The organism is Haliea sp. E17, from assembly GCF_048323675.1.
Classification (GTDB): Bacteria; Pseudomonadota; Gammaproteobacteria; order Pseudomonadales; family Halieaceae; genus Mangrovimicrobium.
In genome coordinates this window covers 373,937-395,240 of sequence record NZ_JBLWFK010000001.1, presented here as the reverse complement: position 1 = coordinate 395,240, position 21,304 = coordinate 373,937, and the positions used below count along the sequence as shown (strand labels likewise).

Here is a 21,304-nt window from a genome sequence, read left to right as displayed (position 1 = left end):
GCGAAAACGGGAGCTTAGCAGGTTATGGGGAGTTCGACTCGCCCGCGCGTCCTACCTATACTTGCGGGCGATGCCTAACAGGATGTAGGGGGAAGATGTCGGGACTGCAATTACACGTGCTGGGCGACCTGGAAGTGATCCGGGGCGGTCGCGCCCAGGCCCTGCCGCCGTCGCGCAAGACGCGCGGCCTGCTGGCGTTTCTCGCCCTGCAGGGACGCCCGTTCCGGCGGGAACATCTCTGCGAACTGCTTTGGGAAATCCCCGACGACCCCCGCGGCTCCCTGCGCTGGAGCCTGTCCAAGATCCGCAAGCTGGTGGATGAGGACGATTGCCCGCGCATCATCGCCGACCGCGCCACCGTGGCTTTCGATGCCAGCGGCGTGGCCATCGACGTACTGGACCTGCACCGGGCGGCAGCCGCCGTGGAGCAGGCATCGCTGGATACCCTGCGCGAACTCGCCCGGCACGGCCAGGGGGCCTTCCTCGAGGGCCTCGATCTCCCCGACTTCCACGACTTTCACGCCTGGTGCGTGGGCGAACGCGAGCGCACCATCCGCTCTCGGGCACGGGTGCTGGAGGAACTCTGCGCCCGCCTGGGTGACCAGCCGGAAGTGGCTCTCGAATACGCCCAGGCCAGGGTGGCGCTGCAGCCTTTCGAGGAAGCGCCGCGAGCGGATCTGGTGCGCCTGCTAATGCAACTGGACCGCCGCCAGGAGGCAGAGGAGCAGCACCGCATCGGCCTGCAGAAGCTGGCCGAACTGGGCGCCCAGGGAACCGGCATCCTGGGTCGCGCCCTGCGCCAGGCTGCACCCAGGGCCGCGGCGGCTTCCACCCCCGTCCGCCGGCCTACTCCGGACTATTCCCTGGTGGGGCGCGACGCGGAACTGGCACAGCTGCAGGCGCACATCGGCGGGACCGACGGCGCCCGCGTATTGCTGCTGCGCGGTGAACCGGGCCTGGGCAAGAGTCGCCTGCTGCAGGCGGCCGCCGCCATCGCCCGGGAGGCCGGCACCGGGATACTCAAGGCCAGCGCCTTCGAGTCGGAGAGCATGCGTCCCTTCGGCGTGTGGAACGACGCCCTGCGCCGCGCCCTCCCCGACAACGCCACCAGCCGCCTGCTTGCCAGCGGCGACCAGGTGAGCCGGGAGCAGGTCTTCGACAGCCTGGTGGCAGACCTCATGTCGGCGACGGCAAGACACCCGGTAGTCGCCCTGTGCGACGACATTCACTGGGCGGATGATTCCAGCCTCAACGCCCTGCACTACGTCCTGCGCAACAAGCGCAACGAGCCACTGCGGGTGATCATCGCCTCCCGCGAGGCGGAACTGCGCGAGCACCCGACCCTGCAGCAGGTGGTCCGTGCCCTGCGCGCCGACGGCTTGCTGCAGGAGATCATGTTGCAGCCCCTCTCTGCAGCGGAGATCACCCAGCTGGTCCAGCAGCAGTTCCCGGGCGCGGACGCTGCGGCACTGTCCGGCGAGAGCGGCGGTAACCCGCTCTTCGCCCTGGAGCTGGCGCGGGCCGGAATAGAGGGCGGCAGCTCGCTCTCCGAGTTGGTGGCGGAACGCATGGCCGGGCTCGACGACAATGCGCGCAACCTGATGGCCTGGTGTTCGGTACTGGCGCCGCGGATCAATGTGCGCAGCCTGGAGCAGGCCAGCGGACTGGCGCCGCCGGTGATCGACGCCGCGCTGGAGCGCGCCGAGCAACAGGGCCTGCTACTGCCCGGCGAGCGCGGGCTGCGCTTCGCCCACGAACTCATTCGCCGGGCCATCTACGAATCCCTCAGCCCCTCGCGCCGGCACGCCATGCACCGGCGGGTGGCGGAACTGCTGGAAGTGGAGGCGGCGCTGGACCTCGATCTCGCCGCTGACCTCGCCCACCACGCGCGCCGGTCCGGTGACCCCTGGCTGGCGGGCAAGGCCATGGTCTCCGCCGGCCGCCTCTGCCTGCGCTTCTATGCCAACGATACCGCCATGGACCTGTACCGGCAGGGGCTGGAATTCGCGGCACAGCTGGGCGATGCCCAACGCGTCTGCCTGAGCCTCGAACTGGGGGAAATTCGGCTTAACGCCCACCACGAGGAGGACTGGTCCGCACTGGTGGAGGAATTCGTCGGCCTGGCGGAACAGGCCATGGACCACGGCTCGCGCAGCCACGCCCGGATCGGCTACCAGATGGCCGCCCACCTGCGTTGGATGCACGGCGAAAACCGCGCCGCCCGGCGCTTCTCCCAGCAGGCGGAACGGGTCAGCCGTGGCGCCAGCGAGGAGGCCCAGGTCCTCGGCCAGGCGGAAGCGGCCAAGTGCCTTGCGCTGCTCGAGCGGGACCTGTCGGAGGCTGACGCCCTGGTCATGGAAGCCCGGGCGCTGGCCCGCCAGTCGGGCCGGGATTGCGTCGCCATTCCGATCACGCTGGGTATCCTGCGCTACTACGAGGACAAGCTCGACGAGGCGGTCGACTACCTGGAGGAGGCCCGCACCCAGGCCAAGGCGGAGGGCGACCGGATCTCGGAATACATGGTCAATGAGTACCTGGCGATGGTGGAGATCGAGCGCTCCGACTGCCACGCGGCGCAGCGCCACGCCCGCGCCATGGTGGAGATCGGCGAGCGCCTGCGGGAGGGCAGCGAACGCCCCTTCGCCGGCGCCGTGCAGGCCCTGTGCCACTACGGTATCAGCGGCGAGGTCGAGCCACTGGAAAGTGCGCTGCAGTCACTGCGGGTGGCGGATGCCAAGCAGCGACTGGCCTTCGTGTTGAACCGGGCGGCCCGCTGCAGTGTCGATGGCGGTCATTTCGCGCGCGCCGCGGCGTTCGCCCGCGAGGCCCTGGAACTGGCGCGGTTGATGGAACGCCCTTCAGAGGTGGTCCTGGCCCTGCTCAGCCTGGAGCGGGTACACCGGGCGCAACCGGAACTGCAGGCGGAATCCCTGGGCAGGGAAATCCGCGAGATCATGGCTGGCAGCATCGCCAGCTGGGCGCGGGAACGGGGCGAGCAATTGCTCGCGGAAGAGGTAAAGAGCAATGCCTGACGTAGTGCTGGAGCGGGTCTTCGATCCCCCGCTGGATAAAGCCGCATTTGTCGCCATGGGCGAGACGGCCATGGGCTGCCTGGACCTCTACCGGGCCAGCTGGTTCGAGAGTTTCCTGGCGGTGGACGGCAGCAGGCTGCTGTGCCGCTTCCAGGCGCCCGACGCCGAGGCCATTCGCCTGGTCACCCGCGGGGACTCGCCACGGGAGAAACACGTCTGGTCGGGCAGCGTACACGGGCCGAACCTCGCATCCCTGGCCAACGTTGTAGTGGAGCGCAGTTTCGCGGCGCCGGCCAGCATGGACGAACTCCAGGCGCGTGAGGAAGCCGCGGCCTGGTGCCTCGAGGAGTACCGCGTGACCTTCCTGCGTTCCTTCTTCTCCACCGACTTCCGGCGCATGCTCTGTGTGTACCAGGCGCCCGACGCCGAATCCGTGCGGCGCACCCAGGAGCAGGCGGAGATGCCCTTCGAGCGGGTCTGGGCCTGCCGTAATTTCACCCCCGAGAACATACTCGAGTAAAAAAACACGCTGGCTTCAACGCCCCCTCCAACGCCTGGGGGGGATGCTGGTCTCCAACGGCGGGCGAGTGACTCGCCGCAACACCAACGGAGACCGGAATATGAATACCTACACCCGAATCGTCGACAACGGCGTCAACGTCGCCGCACTGACCGAAGCCCGCGAGGCCCTGGCCGGCGCCCCCGAGCTGGCCCGGTTCCAGTGGCGCGCATCCTGCCAGTGGGTCAATGGCACCCACTCGCGTTCCGAGGTCGAGCACTTCCAGGGCCTTGGCGCGGGCCAGTCCCACAAACGCTGCTTCCGCTTCGACGCGGATCACCCGGAACTCTTCGCTGCCGAGGACGAGGGCGCCACGCCCGTGGAATACGTACTGGTTGGCCTGGTGAGCTGCCTGACCGCCGGCATCGCGACCATCGCCCAGCACCGTAACATCCAGCTCAACTCGGTCCGCGCCAGCATCTGCGGGGACATGGACCTGCGCGGCATCCTCGGCGCCGATCCTGACGTACGCAACGGCTACGAGGGCATCCAGGTCACCTTCGAGATCGACGCCGACGCTACCCCGGAAGAAATTGAAGCCCTGGTCGCCCAGTCGCAGAAGCGCTCCGCTGTCTACGACATCATCACCAACCCCTCCAGTGTGTCGGTCGAGGTGCGGCGGTGAACTGCAGCGTTTCCAGCGGCCTGCGCGGGCGCACGGCAGTAGTGGTGATCGGGGCCGGCCAGTCCGGCCTCGCGTGCAGCCACTACCTCACGCGCTTCGGCGTGGACCACGTGGTGCTGGAGCGCGGCCGGGTCGCGGAAGCCTGGCGCAGCCAGCGCTGGGACTCGCTGCGCCTGCTCACCCCCAACTGGCAGAGTACCCTGCCGGACTTCAACTATCGCGGTGACGATGCAGACGGCTACATGGGCAGCGCGCAGGTGGCACAGTTCATCAGCGGTTTCGCAGCACACTGCAATGCCCCGGTGGAGGAGCACACCAGTGTGCTGCGGGTGGACAGTTGCACCGGCGGTTACCGGGTGTCCACGGACCGGGGCGACTGGTTGTGTGCCGGGCTGATCGTGGCCAGCGGGGCCTTTGCCCGTGCCAACGTGCCAGCGCTGGCGGCCTCCCTGCCAGCGGATATGGATCAACTGACCTCGCACCAGTACCGCAACCCCGACCAGCTCCGCAGCGGCGGCGTGCTGGTGGTGGGCGCCGGCGCGTCCGGCGTGCAGATCGCCCACGAACTCGCTCGCAGCGGACGCCGGGTCAGCCTCGCGGTCGGCGAGCACCTGCGCATGCCACGCCGTTACCGGGGTCGGGATATCCAGTACTGGATGCAGGCCAGCGGCCTGCTCGACGAGTCCTGGCGCGAAGTGGAGGACCTGCCGCGCCTGCGCCGCCTGCCCTCACCGCAGTTGGCGGGCACGCCGGAAGGTCGGGACATGGACCTCGACACCCTCCGGGCAGTCGGGGTGGAGACCCTGGGACGGCTGGCGGGTGTCGCCGGCAACAGCCTGCAGTTTTCGGGCTCCCTCGCCAACGTGATCAAGCTCGCGGACCTCAAGATGAACCGCCTGCTGGACGCCATCGACGAGCACATCGAGTCCCGCGGATTGCCAGCCGACCCGGCCGAACGGCCCGCGCTCACAGCCGCTGGCGATAAGCCCCGCCTGGCAGTCAAGTTCGCTTCCGGCGAATTCAGCACAGTGCTCTGGACTTGTGGATACCGCCCAGATTACCGGTGGCTGAACCTGCCGCTGCTGGATGGCAAAGGCATGCCCGCGCACCGCGGCGGCGTGGCGGAGCTTCCCGGGGTGTATTTCATGGGCCTGCCCTTCATGCGCCGGCGCAAATCGAGTTTCATCTGCGGCGCGGGTGACGACGCGCGGGACATCGTCCACCACTTGCTTATGTGGTTGGGCCGTCCCGTCGAATCCTGCCTGCAAGCTGTATCTGTTTGAAGGCGGGTATTGCGGCGTAATTTGCCAATCTGCTGCATGAAAAGCTCGCTGCCGCAGTGCCCGACCTGCGGCTCCGGATCCAGCCCTCTTGTCTTCCTGAATCGATAGGGGGATTATGAATCCCCACAATAACAAGCGCCCGGTCACAGAGTAACACTGGACTCACCGGGAGGATTCAGGAGTTGCCTATGACCCGCGTCACCATCACCCATCTCAGTGAAGACCTCTCCTTTGGCTCACAGGTTGAAGGCCTGACGTTTGCAACGCTCGAAGACGAAACCGTCCGCAAGCAGTTACGCCAGGCCTTCCACGAGCGCGGTGTGCTGGTGTTCAGGGATGTCGAGCCCAGCTCGAAAATGCAGGTGGCCATCAGCGAGGTCTTCGGCCCCATCAAGGACCACCCCACCAAGACCACCCCGCGCGACGAGGAGACCGGCGACGCCGCCCCCGGCGTGATCGACATGCACTACATCCCCGGCGACGAGAAACACGCCTCCGGCGGCCTGGTCGAGTTCCAGGGCCAGGTGCTGGCGCGTTTTTCGCCCTGGCACTTCGACCACTGCTACAACGACGAACTGAACCTGGCCGGGGTGCTGCGGGCGCCGATCAATCCGCCAGTCGGCGGACGCACCGGCTTCATCGACGGCATCGAGTGCTATCGGCAGTTCCCCGCCGGGCTGCGCGAGAAAATTGAAAAGCTCAACATCATCTATTCGCTGGACACGCGCCTGAGCACCATGCGCTTCGGGGTCAATTTCAGGTCGGTGAAAGAAGACCCGATCAACGAAGTCCTGCTCAAGGAGGCCGCCATCTTCCCGCGGGCCATGCATCCCGCGGTCTGGACCCGCGACAGCGGTGAGAAAGTCTTTCACGTCGGCCCCTGGATGGCGCTCGGCATCGAGCACCACGAGGACCCCGAGGGCGACGCCCTGCTCGACGAGGTCTGCCATACCCTCAACGGACTCGGTGAAGGCACCAGCGCCTACTGGCACGACTGGTCGCCAACTGACATGCTGATCTGGGACAACCACCGCATGCTGCACGCGGTGGAAGGCTGCGATGCCAAATACGAGCGACAGACCCTGCGCACTACCATCAAGGGCGACTACGGCCTCGGCTACTTCGAGGACGGCAAGAAGGTGGGCGAGGTCAATCGCGACGTCGCCTGATCCCGGTTCCGGGGCTCCCGCCCCGGCTTTCGCCCCAACATCACACCCCACCAACACGCCTCGATCACTGGCCCCAAAGCCCGCCGGCTCTGGTAGCATGCCACTGGCGCGCGACAGCGCCGCCACCACCGTCCGGAAATACGAGAGGCACACCGTGAACACACCACAACTGAGCGATTCGACACTTGATATCAATGGCCGCGTCGCGCTGCTGACCCTCAATCGCGACGACCTGCGCAACGCGCTCACCGGGTCGGCCCTGGTCGATGAAATCATCGAGGTCTGCCAGTGGATCAACGCCACGCCGGACATCTCGGTACTGGTCATCACCGGCGCCGGCAAGGCCTTCTCCTCCGGCGGCAATATCAAGGACATGCGCGACCGCACGGCGGATTTCGCCGGTGACGTCGCCGAACTGGAAGCCAACTACCGCCGGGGCATCCAGCGCATCCCGCTGGCTATCGATGCACTGGAAGTACCGGTCATCGCCGCGGTCAACGGCGCGGCTATCGGCGCGGGCTTCGACCTCGCCAACATGTGCGATGTCCGTATCGGCTCGACCGAAGCCCTGTTTGGCGAGACCTTCATCAACCTCGGCATCATCCCCGGCGACGGCGGCGCCTGGTTCCTGCAGCGGGTGGTGGGTTACCAGCGCGCCGCGGAGCTGACCTTTTCCGGCCGGCTGGTAAAAGCACAGGAAGCGCAGGAGATCGGCATCCTGCTGGAAGTGACCGCACCCGACGCCCTGCTGCCCCGCGCACTGGAACTGGCCCAGGCCTTCGCCGGCAAACCGCCCCAGGCGGTGCGCTACACCAAGCGCCTGCTGAAAAAGGCCCAGCGCTCGGAACTGCGCGATTTCCTCGACCTTTGCGCCGTGTACCAGGGCATCAGCCACAATACCGAGGACCACGGCGAGGCGGTGTCGGCCTTCCTGGAAAAGCGGGAGCCCAGCTACAAGGGGAAATAACCCCCGCTGCCCACATCTCGGGGATGGATTCGCGTTGCGGATTCGCCGCGTTGCCGACCGCATCGAATGGGTCTGGCGTTGCCCTCAGTTGCCTGCTGCCAGCGTCACCGGTTCACAGGTTTCAGGCAGGGGTTGCCATGCGTCGGGGATGGGATTGTCCTGGCACATCATGGCGATAACCTCCTGACGCGACTTTGCAATCCATGCCCGGTGGCGCTCCAGGAACGCGGAAAACCCGGGTTCCTGCCGCAATGGATCGAACAGGGGGCCCTCCAGTTCATAGCCGACCCAGGATAAAGGCGGGGACATGGACTGCAGGAGTTCCAGCGCCTCGTCGACATTACCCCGCAGGCTGGCGACGACCACCCGGTCCTCCAGGTATTGCGGCCACAGGGTCATCGGGGTATCGCGGCGGTTTTCGATGTCCGTTTCCACATACGCCAGCATGGCCTCTGCGCCAACCTCATCGCCGGCGTGGCGCAACAACCAGGCATACTCGAGTGACGTTACGGGTATGCCGGGGACTACAGCCTCGGTGTCGGGAAAATCGGCTTTGACCCCCGCATAGGTTTCCAGTGCGGCGGTGTACTGGCCGGTGAAAAAATAGGCGCGGGCGAGGATCACATTGAAAAAGAGATTGCCGGGGGACCCAGCCGCGGCCCGGGAGATATCCGCCAGTTTCCCCTTGAACTCGGCCGGGTTGGTGGCCGTGTAAAGGTGTGCTTCGGGGAACAGGCGCCCGGCTTCCTCGGGCAAACCCAGTGTTACCAGGTGGAACACGAGACTGAGATTGCGGGAGTCGTCCAGTGGATTTGCCCGATAAGCCAGCAAAGACCAACGCAAAGACGCCGCGAACTCGCCTTCAATAAAGCTGGTACTGGCGTGGGTGAGATAACCCTGGGCGGGATTGACCGGAACCAGTTGATCCGCGACCCGGTGGGCCTCCTGCGGATCGGTGAAGGCGAGTTCCATGGTGACAAAATTGGCGCGACCGATAAACGAGAGCGGGTCGACCTCCTGCATGCGCCGGAGTAATGCATAGCTGGTTGGGTAATCCCCAATTGCCGTCGCGGTATTCATCACCCAGTTCATGACGTCGATATAGGCCGGGTTCAATTGCAGCGCCCGCTCCCCGTACTCGATGGCCGCGCGCGACTCGTTGACGGTCGAGGCCAGCAGGCACCTGGCGCCCCAGGCTTCTGCCGACACCGCGGTCAGCTCGAACGCCCGATCAATATGCGGCTGCGCCCTTGCCACGACCTCGTCGCGTTGCAGATCGCCATAATTGTCATAACTGAGCAAGGTATAGGCAATCGCCAGTTGGGCGTGCGCAGGGGCATAGCGAGGGTCGAGGCGCACTGCCTTTTCCAGTTCCTGCACCGCCTGGGTCAGTGCGCGGTTGCCGCGCTGGTTGATCAGGTAGCGCCCCTGCAGGTAGGCCTCGTAGGCAGCCGTATTGGCCGTTTCGGCCACTCTCGGCGCGGCAGACGCGGCTGTCGCTTCCCCAACGCTGAGCGTCTTTTTCAGTGCCTCGCCGATAGCAGCGGAAATCTCGTCCTGGATGGCGAAAACATCCTGCAGTTCCCGGTCGTAGGTTTCTGACCAGAGGTGATAACCGTTACTGGCGTCGATCAACTGCGCGGTGATGCGCAGGCGCTTGCCCGCCTTGCGCACCGAACCCTCGAGGACATGATTCACCTTCAACAACTGGGCGATTTCACTGATGTTGCGGTTGTCGCCCTTGAACTGGAAGGACGAGGTACGCGCGGCGACCCGCAGGTCCGGAATCTGGGCGAGGACATTGAGCAGTTCTTCCGAAATACCGTCGGAAAAATATTCCTGCTCGGGATCGGAGGAGAGGTTGATAAAGGGCAGGACGGCAATGGAAGGCGGTGCGTTGTCAGTTCTGGCGGGCGCTTGCGCCGGCGCAGCGGCGGATGTCGCGACAGGCGTTTGTTCCGTCACCGGCTGCGGATTGTGGAAGCGCGACTCCCAGAAAAAATACACGGCGGTCAGCGCCAGCAGGCCGAAGGTAATGTAATCCAGGCGGCGCCCGGTAATCCGGGTGATCGACTCGCTGCGCTGGACCTCGGACTCGCGCTTGACACCTTCCGGGGTAATCTCGAAGGCCCAGGCAAAAACGATGGCGATAGGAAATCCGACGGCGAGTATCAGCAGCAGGGTCTGCATGACCCAGTCGGGAGCGCCGATATTGTCCAGCACAAGGTCTACGACCTGCACCAACAGCCAGGCCGTCACCGCGTAGGCGACCGCCACGCGAATCACGTTGCGTCGTTTTAACTCCCTGAACAGGCTCATTGTCCCTCCCCAATGGGACGCCAGATACTAACGATAGCAGACCAGAGTTACCGATGCCCGCAATTTGCCCGGCCTGGCGGGAGCCGCAGGATAAGCGGTCCCGGGGACGCTCAGCGGTGAGACCCGGGGCTCTTGCCCTGCCGTCAGGGGCGGGAAGGGACCCGGGGTTGTCCCCATTGCAGCCCGAACGTTAAAGGGATTGTCCGGGCCAGCACAATTCCTGTATATTCGCGCAATAGTTTCACCCCCTGAGTTGCAGATACTCGGGGATGCAGTCCGGCCTTGCGGTATTGATGGTCCGGACAAACGAGTAGAAGCTGTCAGGTTCCCGGCGCCGTGCCTTTCGCGCTATCAACCGGGTTCCGGGGCATTGCTCGCAACGGTCGGTACACGGTGTACGGACTGGCGGCGGCGGTGCTTTCAACGCAAGAACCCCCTCCCCCGTCTTTGTCGTACCCGCGTTAGCCTGGCTTACAGTTACTGCGGGTCGCCTGGGGTATGTTGATAAAACACCCCCCTGCATGCGCGCATTGACTGCCCGCCGGCAACCGCCGTCAGCGGCGCCACAGCTGTGGCACAACAGCGGAGTAGAAGCGGCAGGTCCAATCCCGGCATTGCTCCATTTTCCAATGTAACCGAGCACGACAAGGAGTACGGTCATGACTACTGAGAAAATGAGCAGCACCTACCAACTGGACGAATTGAACTTCGAGAGCCGCATCGGCGGCGCCGGGGAAGAATTGAGCAGCGCGGTCATCCCGCTGATCGACCTCAGCGATTTCGATCGCCGCGAGGACGAGATTGCCGACCAGCTTTGGCAGGCCGCGGTTGAAGTCGGTTTTTTCCAGCTCGACAACCACGGCATCCCGCTGGAGATGATCAACCGCGCCTTCGACGCCTCGGCGGACTTTTTCGCTCGCGATGAAAGCTTCAAGGCGCAGTTTCCCCTGCGGGAGGGCCAGAACGTGGGCTGGGAATTCCAGGCCCAGGTACGGCCTTCAGTCGGTATCGCCGACCGCAAGGAATCCTACCAGATCACCCTGCCGCGCATGGACGGCCTGTGGCCCGACGCGAGCGACCTGCCGGTGTTCAAAACGGACACACTGGCGCTGGAGCGCCGGGCCTGGGAACTGGGCATGCGCGTGCTCAGCTGCTTCGCCCTGAAACTCGGCTTCGACCGCGAGTTCTTCACCCGCGCCCACGATCGCGAGCAGCCCGACTACCAGAGCACCCTGCGCCTGCTCCACTACCTGCCGCTGGAAGAGGGCGTGGAAGTTCCCGCGAATGTCTGGCGCGCCGGCGCCCACACCGATTTCGACTGCCTGACCATGGTCTTCCAGAAGACCGGCCAGGGCGGCCTGCAGGTCTGTGCCGGCAAGGACGCCGCCACCAGCCAGGCCTGGGCCCCGGTGGAACCCCGCGACGGGATCATCACCTGCAATATCGGCGACATGCTGATGCGCTGGAGCGACGACCGCCTGAAGTCCACCCTACACCGGGTGCGCATGCCACGCCCCGGCGAAGCTGGCCACTCGCGCTACAGTATGGCTTTCTTCTGCCAGGCCAACAGCCGCGCGGTCATCCAGGGGCCGGGCAAGGTGTACGAGCCGATCACGGCGGAGGACTACCTGAAGATGCGACTGCAGGCCAACTTCGGCTGAGGGATAAGGGGTCAGAGCCCTTTTTGGCCATCTTTGATGATTGCATCCACTGCGCCCGCATTTGTGCAATTGGAAAAGGGGAAAAAAGGGCTCTGACGTCCTCCTCCTGCCTAGTATGATTTTGGTGAAAGCATCCAGATTGCCCATAAGGTCAATGGGATGTTGGCTATAGATACCCACTCACGTATTTTTCGGGATGGGGCTACCAGATACACCAGTGGCACCGACGCTATGGCGAGCATAATCAGCGCTTGCGCAGAGGCCGGCGATACATCAAACCACTTCCAGTTGACGACAACCGCACACCCGCACCACAGGGACAGGGCGACCAGCGCCCAGCGACCGTCCTGTCGAAATGATTCCTCGAGACTGGCACCGGCAGACATTTCGGAATCCGGCAGGACCAGCGCGCCGGCCAGGAATAGCAGCAGTGACAGTGTGAGCAACAGGGCAAAGTCGACAACCGTCCATGTGGAAGACAGAGAGGGAAGCTCGACAACAGCCCACAGGTACTGGACCTGCCAGAGGAATATGCAGGCAGCCCAGATCAACGGCACCCAATCCATCTTTGCGCGCAATCTCGACCTGAACAGTAATACGGCATCAGACAACAACCGCGCAATCCCAAGGCCAAGGACGATGGAAGGCGCCAGCCAGATTCGATTAAAAGCGTCCAAAACCACCCCCTGTGGATAAAAGGGTCAGAGCCCTTTTTGGCTATCTTTGATGAATGCTTCGACTCTGCCCGCATTGTGCGGTTGGGAAAAAAGGGCTCTGACCCCTTTTTTTCCTTGCATGCTGCCCGTAGATTCTCACGATATCCACGCAAGAACGAGAATTTTGGGAGCTGTCTTGACCATCATCCGCATTCTGAAATGCGCCAGCCTCGCCCTGGCGCTGGCTCTTGCCCAGCCAGCCTTTAGCCAAGGCAATTTTTCCACGCAACTGGATGCCATTTTCGAAACCATCCCGCCCGATGCCCCCGGCTGTAATGTCGGGGTCGTCGAGCGGGGCGTTTTGGTCCACAAAAAGGGTTATGGACTCGCCAACATTGAACTGGACGTTCCCCTTACCGGCAATGAAATGCACCGGATGGCGTCGGTCTCGAAGCAGTTCACCGCGATGGCGGTGCTGCTGCTGGTACAGGACGGCGAAATCGACCTCGACGCGGATATCCATCGCTACCTACCAGAGTTGCCGGACTACGGATCAAAGGTAACCGTCAATGCGATGCTGGGGCATTTTTCCGGGATGGGTGACTACGACCTGATCGGGAGTTCCTATGAAGGGCCGCGCTCAAGGAAAGCGGTGGACCTGCGTTCAGCGGCGGGCGGTGAATTCAGGCTCGGCAACGAAGACTACCTCACGATCTCCGAGTTCTACGATGTCGTCAAGACGGTGCCGCTGGCGCTAAAACCCGAGCGGAAGTTCCGCTACAGCAACCTCGCGTATTTCCTGCTTTCCATGCTGGTGGAGGAGGTCTCCGGCGAAAGCCTGCGTGCGTTTGCCGATCGCCGGATATTCAAGCCGCTGGGAATGCATTCGACCTTCTTCAGCGACCAGCCGACGGAAATCGTCAAGCACAGGGCCTACGGCTACAAGCGCAACCGTGATGGAGTGTACGTCAATGACATGACCAACCTGTTCTGGGTGGGTGACGGCGGCCTGCACACCAACCTCGATGACATGCTCAAGTGGGACCAGAATTTCTATCATCCCCAGGTAGGGTCAAAGCCCGCTGAACTGATCGCAATGATGAACCAGCCCAACAGCGACCACCGGGCGGGAAAATGGCGCTATGCCAATGGCCAGTTTGTCGGTGAGAGCCGCGGCCTGACGGCCTACAGCCACGACGGCGGCTGGCTGGGCACGTCGACCTTCTATCGACGCTATCCGGCGGCGGAAACGTCGCTGATCGTAATGTGTAACGACGCGGGCGCCGACAGCGAGCTTATCGCGCAGGCGATGGATGTGGTTATGCAGGATAAGGGGCGATAAAGGGGGCGGCGCCTTTCAGGGCAATCTTTGGTGATTACGTCCACTCTGCCCTCGTTGGGCACCAGGAAAAAAGGGCCCTGACTTCATTTTCCCCAAACAAAAAAGCCCCACCCGATGGGTGAGGCTCTTGCGTATATGGCGGACCGGACGGGACTCGAACCCGCGACCTCCGGCGTGACAGGCCGGCATTCTAACCAACTGAACTACCGGTCCAAATTCGGTAGATTTTTCTGTTTCGGAAGTGGTGGGTGATGACGGGATCGAACCGCCGACCCTCTGCTTGTAAGGCAGATGCTCTCCCAGCTGAGCTAATCACCCCCGAACCGAGAGGCGCATTATAGAGATTTCGCCTTGGCTGTCAAACCTTCCGTGAAAAAAACTTTCCGCTTTTCGGTACACTGAAAAATCAGCGCTTTTCAGAGTAAAATTCGCGCGATATTCCAGACCTCCCCGGCTTCACGGGGCCTCGCATCAAGGGTGAATTCACGCATGGAAATCTACAAGGACTTTCACTTCGAGGCGGCCCACCGCCTGCCCAACGTGCCCGAGGGCCACAAGTGCGCCCGCCTGCACGGACACTCCTTCCATGTGCGCCTCACGGTCAGCGGGGATGCCGCCGAACCCAGCGGCTGGGTGATGGACTTCAGCGACATCAAGGCCGCGTTCAAGCCGATCCTGGCGCAACTCGATCACTACTACCTCAACGAGATCGACGGACTGGAGAACCCGACCAGTGAAAATATCGCCCGCTGGATCTGGCGACGCCTGGCGGCGCAGCTGCCGCAACTGAGCGCAGTGGAGATTCGCGAGACCTGTACCAGCGGTTGTATCTACCGGGGCGACTAGGGTCTGCTGTCTTTTTTTGGTAACACTCCTGCAAACTACTTGACGTATTTTCTTAATCTACAAATAAAGGACTTCGCCGCCACAGACCAGATTGGGCCCCGGGGAAATTCAACTCCCGTTGTTCCCAAAATTTGGGAATAGTTACCGCGCGTAGCACTTTGAAAAATGTTATACACACCGTGAAACTGGTCAATAAAGATTCACACAGTTACCTCACTTAGCGCTCCCCCGGCTTTAACTCATTATCATAAGTATCTATTTATATTGAGTTTTTAGCTTTTGTACGAAATTTAATCAATCCGTCACAACTGGGCGGACATGGGCGTCAGGGGGCCAGTTAAACAATTTACCCACCGAGTTATCCACAGAATCTGTGGAAAAGTAAAAAATCCCCTGGAAGCCAATTTGTATATACATTGTGGCGCTTCACAAACGAGCAGAAAGCACCACCCCCAAAAGTGTGATCCAGTTCACATTTGCAACAACGATCCTGGTGGAGGCAGGCCAGCGCACCGGGACACAAGTGCTACCTCATGGAACCGCGTCACAGGGAAAGCAGACCTCCACCCGCAAACCTCTCCCCTCCTGCCAGCGGGTAAGCTGTAAACGGGCAGCGTGCAGTTCAGCGATGCGCGTGGCGATGGAAAGCCCCAGCCCGACGCCACCGGCCGTGTTGCCGGGCGGCGTGTAGAAACGATCCGCCAGTCGCCGCAGGGACTCATCGTCCAGCGGTTCGCATTCATTGGTGATGACCAGGCAGCAGGTATCGGCGCCGCGCGCCAGGCGAAACTCGACCACACTGCCCTCCCGGGCATAGCGGAATGCATTCGACACCAGGTTGCGCACCAGGATACGCAGCCAGTCCGGCTGCCCGGCAACGGCCGCCCCGCTCGCGGGGGGAATCTTTACCTCGAGACGACGCTGTACCGCAGTTGCGCCCTCTTCGGCGACCGCATCGATCACCAGGGTATCCAGTCTCACCGCTTCGCGCTGGAACTCCTGTTCCGGATCCAACCGGGCCAGTGTGAGCAATTGCGCCACCGTGTCGGCCGCGCGGCTCACCCGGGTGGCAATGCGCTCCAGCATCTCCCGGCTGTCCGTGTCAGCGACCTGCCGCTGGTAGCGCTGCACTTCCGCCTTGATCGCCGCCAGCGGCGTTTGCAATTCGTGTGCCGCGTTGGCGGTAAAGCGGCTCTCGCTGGCCAGTGCGCGCTGCAGGCGTCCCAGCAGGCCATTGAGGGATTCCACCAGCGGACGGATTTCCAGCGGCACATCGTCGGCGGCCAGCGGCGCCAGGGAGTGCGGCTTGCGCGCCTCGATGGTCGCCGCCAGCCGGTCCAGGGGCCGCAGTCCGCGACGCACGCCCCAGAGCAGGAGCAGCACGGTGAGGGGCAGGACGACCACCAGCGGCAGCATCGCCTGCAACAGGGCCGCCCGGCCCAGGCTGCTGGCGTGCCTCAGGTCCACACCCACCGCGGTCCACACCCCCAGCTGCACATCCCGGCGGTAGAGCACCCGCCAGAAAGTCCGGTTGCTGCCCGTGCGCTGCTGCCAGGTGACAAAGCCCTCCGCTAGCGGTTCGGGAAACGCCGGGGCAAATTCGCCGACCAGCACCTGGTCCCGCCCGAACCACAGGTTCAGGGCCTGGCCGCTGCCCTCAGTGCCAAAGCCGCGCACGCGGGTGATACCCGCTTCGCGGGAGAGCAGCATGTCGTCGTTCCAGAAGTGTTCCTGCAGTTGGTCGTTGCGGAAAATCAGGCCCTGGGTATGCTGCGCCATGTCCATGTACTGGACCAGCTGGCGCTCCACCTGGCGCACCACCACCTGCTGGGCCAGCACAACCGTGATGATGACCGCCACTACCCAGCACAACAGCGTCAGGGAAAGCAGCGTCAGGACCAGGTTGCGACGCAGCGAGCGGACCATTACTTCAGCCTGTAGCCAACGCCGCGCAGGGTCTCGATGCAATCCCGCCCGAGGCGCTTGCGCAGGCGGGAGACGTAGACCTCGACGGTGTTCGACTCGACCTCCTCGTCCCAGCTGTTACAACCCTCCAGCAGGCGCGCCTTGGTGACGAAGCGCCCGCGGTTGCGCATCAGCAATTCCAGCACCGCATACTCCTTGGCTGTGAGGTCGGCCTGTTCCACGCCGTCGAAGACCACCCGTCGGCTGGCGGGATCCAGCTCCAGCGCGCCGGCCCTGAGGACCGGGGATTTCTGGCCGGTACGCCGCAAAAGCGAACGCACCCGGGCGAACAGTTCGTCCATCTCGAAGGGTTTGGTGAGGTAGTCGTCGGCGCCGGCGTCGAGACCTGCGACCTTGTCGGACAACGCATCGCAGGCTGTCAGCAGCAGCACCGGTGTCTGGATACCCGCGCCGCGCAGCGCGTGCAGTATCTCGATGCCGGACAGTCCCGGCAGGCGCAGGTCGAGCACCAGCAGGTCAAAGGTGCCCGCCTGGACTGCCGCCAGCACCAGCGAGCCGTCGCTCAGCCAGTCCACCGCGTAGCCCTCCGCGGCCAGCGCCTGGCTCACGGAATCACCGAGCAAGCTGTCATCTTCGACCAGTAGTACGCGCATCGTTATTGTTCAGTGTGGCCCGCAACAGGTTATTCCGGGAGCTTACACCAGAAACCCGCGGCCTCGCTTCCCCCCGGCTCAGGCCAGGAGTTCGGTCACGCTGCGGTTGGTCGCCATGTTCAGGGTGCCCCAGCTGTCCACCTGCAGGCCCATCGCCTGCTGGACGGTGAGGCCGAGCCGCGAGATAGGGTCCGCGTTGCCGGCCATGTGAAAGCCGGTGCGAACCCGACCGCCGGCATTGCCCGCCACCATGACCGGGATGCCTTCCACTGCATGGGCCTTGGCGATCGAACAGTCGGAGTGGGCGAGAACCAGGCAATTGTCGAGCAGGGTGCCATCGCCCTCGGGAATGGCCGAGAGCGCGTCGAGGAAGTCCTTCCAGGCGACCATGCTCCTTTGCGCAAACCAGGCGACTTCGCGCTGGTGTCCCAGCTCCGGGTCCTCCGGTTCCTCGTGGGTCAGGGTGTGGTGGGTCGAGGAACTGCCGGGGCGCCGCAGGTTGGACGCGGTATCCGAGAACAACATATTGAACACCTTCGTCTGGTTGCACTGCAGGGCGCGCGCCAGCAGGCCGGCCATCAGCTTGTGGTTCTCCATCACGTTGCCCATTTCCGAATCGACAATGGTATCGGGCGGCGCAGCGGGCATGTCGAAGTTTTCCACGGGCGCCGGCGGTTCCAGTTGCAGTGCCAGTTTCTGTTCCAGCTCGCGAATCGAGGTGAAATACTCGTCGAGGCGCTGGCGGTCCTCCGCGCCCACTTCCCGCATCAGTTGCCGGCGCTCTTCACCGGTGGCCGCGAGCACGCTCTTGTGCACCATGTAGCGCGGGTCCGGAGTGAACTCCGCGGCATTGGGATCCTGGAAGCCCTCGCCGAATATCCGCTGGTACAGCGCCAAAGGGGACGTTTCACTGGGGTTGGGCGAGCCCGCGTCGCGGTAGGAATAGGAGCGCTCGATGCCGGCAGAACACAGCTCGATCGAACTGAAGCGGGTATCGGCAATCTGGTCGGCGATCAGCACATCCAGGGTCGGCGCCTTGACGTTATAGTCGGGCACCGGAATACCAGTGCGCAGGCCGAAACAACCGGTCACGTGGGGCTTGTTCGGCACACCGTCGAGCTTGACGTCGAAACCGGAGAACAATGCGAGTTTTTCCCGATAGGGTTCAAGCATGGCGATGTGGGCGGGAAACTCGAAATCCCGACCGGTTTTCTCCGGAATCCACAGTTCGGGGATAAAACCGCAACCCCAGACCCAGGTGCCGAAGCGCACGGGAATACGTTTGCCGCTGGCGGCAAAGGCGCTGCCATTGCTGTTGAGCATGCAGTTGAGCAGGGGTAGGCCGACCCCGACCGCAGCGCCCTGCAGGGTGCCGCGGAGAAACCCCCTGCGGGATAATTTACTCATGACCCTTCCTCCCTTCAGCTGCGGACTGCGCCAGTTCCACCGCGGCACCGCGCGGTGTGATGGCAAAGAAATTTTCACTCAGGGCGATGGCCCGCATCAGCTGCGGCAGCCGATACCCCCCCGCTGCAAAGGCCGCGACCAGGTAGTCCATGTAGGCCCGCTCGTCCCACTCGGTATCGCGCCCCACGGCGAAGCGGTAGATTTTTTCCACGGCGCAGCGCGGCGTCTCCGGGTGATCGTGCAGGGCCTGGGCCAGCCCGGCGCTATCGCTGTAGGCCATGCCGTCGAGGAAACCGCTGGCGTCGATCAGCGCGCCGTATTCGCTGCTGCGATAGCTGCCCAGCCCGTCATAATTCTCCAGCGCCAGTCCCACCGGGTCCATCACCTTGTGGCAGCCGGAACAGGCGGGCTGGTTATTGTGGGCGCTCAGCCGGTCGCGCGCCGTGGGCATGTTGTCCGGCGAGGGGTTCTGGATCACGCTGAAGTCGATGTTCGCCGGCGGATCGGGAACCTCCTGACAGAGAAACACGTTGCGGATGGCCTCGCCGCGCAGGGTCGGCGAGGAACGCCCCGGGTGGGCGTGCAGGGCGAGGAAGGAAATGTGGCTCTGGATACCCCGCCGGCGCCCGTCATAGGATAACGGCAGGCGCTCCCAGCCATCCCGGGAAGCCACCGGCTGGCGGTAGACAACGCCGAGATCGCGGGTCATCCAGGTTTCCCTTGCGGTGAACAGGTCACGGTAGTCGCCCTGTTCCTCGACCAGCAGGGTGACGATATCGCGCAGGGTCTGTTCCTGCGCGTCCGCCGCCACCTCGGAATTGAAGGCGGGGTAGATTTCACTGTCCTTGGCGAGGTCGGCAAACAGGTCGAACTCCAGCATGTCCTGGAAAAATGCCCGCACGGCGGATTCAAAGCGCGGGGCGGCGATAAGGCGGTCCACCTGCCGCTCCAGCCCCTCGCGATCGCGCAGTTCGCCGTTGCCGGCAGCGCGCAACAGCTCGCGGTCCGGCGTGGAATTGGTCAGGAAATAACTCAGCCGGGTGGCGGCGGACCAGTCATCCAGGCGGTGCAGGCCGGGGTGCTCCGGGTCGGCTTCCGCGCGTTCGATGCGCAGCAGGAACTGCGGCGCGGTCATCATGCCGACCAGCGCGTACTTGAGCCCCGAATAGAAGCTACCGAGAGTCTGTGCACCGAGTTCCGCCGCCGTCAGGTAGCGGCCGACCTGTTCCTCGCTCAGCGGCCGCCGGAACAGCCGGGGACCATACTGGGTGATAAATTCCCGGGCACAGTCGCGATCGAACGGAGCATCCGGCGGGGGACTGCATGACAGGATCGACGCGCGCCGCTCTGCGGCGAAAATGTAGTCAGCCACACCCTGCGCGGCACTGTCGTACTGCTCCACGGCGAAGGCCGACATGCCCGCCTCGCTGGTACCCACGGCGACCAGCCCGTCCGCGCGCAGCGCCCGTTCGAAGCGGGCGACAACCGGGGTTTCCGGGCCAAAAATATCGGCTACCGTCGCCCGGTACTGGGATTCGGTGAGGCGCCGCAACAGCGCGGGGCCACCCACCGGGGCGGGCTCGCGCACCGCCAGATCGGTGCTGTCACTGCCGCAACCCGCGAGTGTCGCCAGCAATGCCGCCGCGGCGAGCAGCCCCGCCGCAGCGCGCGAACATGCCCGGTATACGGAAGTCATGGCTTCACCCCCTGTGGCGCCACCACAAACGCGGGGATCGCCTCGATACGGTACTGCATGGAAATGGCCGTATTCGCGCCGGTTTCCGGGTCTGGATAGGCGTCGGCATTGGCCCACAAGGCCTGGTAGGCGCCCTGGCAGGTGTGGCCGAGCACGAAGGCTGCCCCGTTGGCGGAACCGGCACGCAGCGGCAGCGGCGCCAGCTGGCCGTCGGCCTTCACCCCGGAACGAAATGCGTAGGCGAAATCGTAGACGGCCTCCACCGGCGTGTAACCGGCAAGGTAACCGCGCGCGGTACCTGCATCGTCAATGCTCACCTGCAGCCGGGCAGCGCGCAACGGCCGCTCGTTGTACATGCTGTTGGTCTCGTTCTGGAAGACCACGTCCACCGGCACCGAGGTCAACACGCCATCGACAATCTTCCCGGTGGTGGTTGCGCTGTAGCGGGGTTCCGGCTTTGCAGTGTAGGTGGCGAATGCCAGGGGTTCCCTGGCCGGGCTGAGGCGGATCGGATCGCCATTGGCGTACAGGTGGACCGTCACGGCATCATCGTTGCGGATGTCGTCCACGCCCTCCAGTGCGAACAGGATGCCCCAGGAGCCGGTCAGCATGGCGATGTTGAAACCGTTGGACTGCCCGGCGGACTGGTAGGAGCGGCTGCAACCGACCACCCGGTACCACTGGTTGTCGACGCCCTCCCCGCCCTCCTTGCCGGGAAAATCCTCGGCGCCGGACTGTCCGTCGAGGTCGATCCCCCACACCGGCACGGCCGAACCCGCCACCGTTTTGAAGTGGGGGTCCGGCGCCGCCACCTCGGGGTGCATGCACAGGTCCTGCCCGTCGGCGCTGGTGCCCAGCTGGCGCGCGGCTTGTTGCATCCGTTCGAGGTAATCCTCGTCGGACTCACCGGGCCTGCGCTGGCCCTGCGGGGTGAGCTGGTGGATCTCGACCAGGTTGAGCGGACTGCCGGCGGGGCAGGCGCCGTTTTCGCTGAAATCGTCGGCGAGCGCATACTCGATATACGACACCACGAAACCCGCCCGACCGTCGCGCACGAACCCGGGCTCGGCGGATAGCGTACAGGGCGGAACTGCCGCGGCGGCTGCCAGGACCACCAGGCGGCCTGCACTGCGCAGTAATCTGTCTCGGCCGGATTCACGCAT

16 protein-coding genes and 2 tRNA genes are annotated in these 21,304 nt (G+C 64.0%); 9 read left to right on the top strand and 9 right to left on the bottom strand.

Annotation, left to right across the window (positions count from 1 at the left end; translation table 11 throughout):
* Window positions 1–95 precede the first annotated feature (95 nt).
* The 6 genes from ACNKU3_RS01710 (at window position 96) to ACNKU3_RS01685 (ending at window position 7,635) form a co-directional block, all read left to right on the top strand.
* Complete coding sequence (locus tag ACNKU3_RS01710; RefSeq protein WP_418257676.1) at window positions 96–3,032, top strand: ATP-binding protein; 2,937 nt, start codon at window positions 96–98, stop codon at window positions 3,030–3,032.
* Complete coding sequence (locus ACNKU3_RS01705) at window positions 3,025–3,552, top strand: DUF4242 domain-containing protein (protein WP_418257675.1); 528 nt, start codon at window positions 3,025–3,027, stop codon at window positions 3,550–3,552. The genes ACNKU3_RS01710 and ACNKU3_RS01705 overlap by 8 nt, the downstream gene beginning before the upstream one ends.
* Before the next feature lie 100 nt (window positions 3,553–3,652).
* The gene (locus ACNKU3_RS01700; protein ID WP_418257674.1) at window positions 3,653–4,216 is read left to right on the top strand and encodes an OsmC family protein; all 564 of its coding nucleotides are present in this window, start codon (window positions 3,653–3,655) and stop codon (window positions 4,214–4,216) included.
* Window positions 4,213–5,499, top strand: a complete 1,287-nt coding sequence (locus ACNKU3_RS01695) for an NAD(P)-binding domain-containing protein (RefSeq protein WP_418257673.1) — start codon at window positions 4,213–4,215, stop codon at window positions 5,497–5,499. Before ACNKU3_RS01700 ends, ACNKU3_RS01695 begins: the two co-directional genes overlap by 4 nt.
* Before the next feature lie 188 nt (window positions 5,500–5,687).
* A complete protein-coding gene (locus tag ACNKU3_RS01690; protein ID WP_418257672.1) occupies window positions 5,688–6,668 on the top strand; it encodes a TauD/TfdA dioxygenase family protein in 981 nt (326 codons plus the stop codon).
* Window positions 6,669–6,822: 154 nt separating this feature from the next.
* Complete coding sequence (locus tag ACNKU3_RS01685) at window positions 6,823–7,635, top strand: enoyl-CoA hydratase-related protein (RefSeq protein WP_418257671.1); 813 nt, start codon at window positions 6,823–6,825, stop codon at window positions 7,633–7,635.
* 84 nt (window positions 7,636–7,719) lie between these two features.
* Here the strand turns inward: ACNKU3_RS01685 and ACNKU3_RS01680 are convergent, their stop codons facing one another.
* The gene (locus ACNKU3_RS01680) at window positions 7,720–9,954 is read right to left on the bottom strand and encodes a hypothetical protein (protein WP_418257670.1); all 2,235 of its coding nucleotides are present in this window, start codon (window positions 9,952–9,954) and stop codon (window positions 7,720–7,722) included.
* Window positions 9,955–10,613: 659 nt separating this feature from the next.
* Between ACNKU3_RS01680 and ACNKU3_RS01675 the strand changes: the two genes are divergently transcribed.
* The gene (locus tag ACNKU3_RS01675; protein ID WP_418257669.1) at window positions 10,614–11,615 is read left to right on the top strand and encodes an isopenicillin N synthase family dioxygenase; all 1,002 of its coding nucleotides are present in this window, start codon (window positions 10,614–10,616) and stop codon (window positions 11,613–11,615) included.
* A gap of 110 nt (window positions 11,616–11,725) precedes the next feature.
* Here ACNKU3_RS01675 and ACNKU3_RS01670 read toward each other — a convergent pair whose 3' ends face one another.
* On the bottom strand, window positions 11,726–12,292 hold the full coding sequence (locus ACNKU3_RS01670) for a hypothetical protein (RefSeq protein ID WP_418257668.1): 567 nt from the start codon (window positions 12,290–12,292) through the stop codon (window positions 11,726–11,728).
* 175 nt (window positions 12,293–12,467) lie between these two features.
* On the opposite strand from ACNKU3_RS01670, the gene ACNKU3_RS01665 reads away from it, so the two are divergent.
* Entirely contained in the window at window positions 12,468–13,613 is a 1,146-nt protein-coding gene (locus ACNKU3_RS01665; protein ID WP_418257667.1) for a serine hydrolase domain-containing protein, read from the top strand.
* 136 nt (window positions 13,614–13,749) lie between these two features.
* Here ACNKU3_RS01665 and ACNKU3_RS01660 read toward each other — a convergent pair.
* Together ACNKU3_RS01660 and ACNKU3_RS01655 are read right to left on the bottom strand one after the other, a co-directional pair.
* Window positions 13,750–13,826, bottom strand: a tRNA-Asp gene (locus ACNKU3_RS01660).
* A gap of 29 nt (window positions 13,827–13,855) precedes the next feature.
* A tRNA-Val gene (locus tag ACNKU3_RS01655) sits at window positions 13,856–13,931 on the bottom strand.
* A gap of 171 nt (window positions 13,932–14,102) precedes the next feature.
* Here ACNKU3_RS01655 and queD point away from each other — a divergent pair.
* Window positions 14,103–14,459 (top strand): 6-carboxytetrahydropterin synthase QueD, encoded by a 357-nt coding sequence (queD, locus tag ACNKU3_RS01650; protein ID WP_418257666.1) that lies wholly within the window; start codon window positions 14,103–14,105, stop codon window positions 14,457–14,459.
* Window positions 14,460–14,990: 531 nt separating this feature from the next.
* On the opposite strand, the gene ACNKU3_RS01645 is transcribed toward queD, so the two are convergent.
* The 5 genes from ACNKU3_RS01645 to ACNKU3_RS01625 all read right to left on the bottom strand — a co-directional run bounded on the left by ACNKU3_RS01645 (window position 14,991) and on the right by ACNKU3_RS01625 (window position 21,304).
* On the bottom strand, window positions 14,991–16,385 hold the full coding sequence (locus ACNKU3_RS01645) for an ATP-binding protein (RefSeq protein WP_418257665.1): 1,395 nt from the start codon (window positions 16,383–16,385) through the stop codon (window positions 14,991–14,993).
* Window positions 16,385–17,038 carry a response regulator transcription factor gene (locus ACNKU3_RS01640; protein ID WP_418257664.1) on the bottom strand — a complete coding sequence of 218 codons (654 nt, stop codon included), beginning with the start codon at window positions 17,036–17,038 and terminating at the stop codon, window positions 16,385–16,387. The genes ACNKU3_RS01645 and ACNKU3_RS01640 overlap by 1 nt, the downstream gene beginning before the upstream one ends.
* 78 nt (window positions 17,039–17,116) lie before the next feature.
* Window positions 17,117–18,445, bottom strand: coding sequence for a DUF1552 domain-containing protein (locus tag ACNKU3_RS01635; RefSeq protein ID WP_418257663.1), 1,329 nt, complete (start codon window positions 18,443–18,445; stop codon window positions 17,117–17,119).
* Window positions 18,438–20,141: a DUF1592 domain-containing protein gene (locus ACNKU3_RS01630; RefSeq protein ID WP_418257662.1), complete on the bottom strand. Its 1,704-nt coding sequence runs from the start codon at window positions 20,139–20,141 to the stop codon at window positions 18,438–18,440. Before ACNKU3_RS01630 ends, ACNKU3_RS01635 begins: the two co-directional genes overlap by 8 nt.
* Entirely contained in the window at window positions 20,138–21,304 is a 1,167-nt protein-coding gene (locus ACNKU3_RS01625; RefSeq protein WP_418257661.1) for a hypothetical protein, read from the bottom strand. Before ACNKU3_RS01625 ends, ACNKU3_RS01630 begins: the two co-directional genes overlap by 4 nt.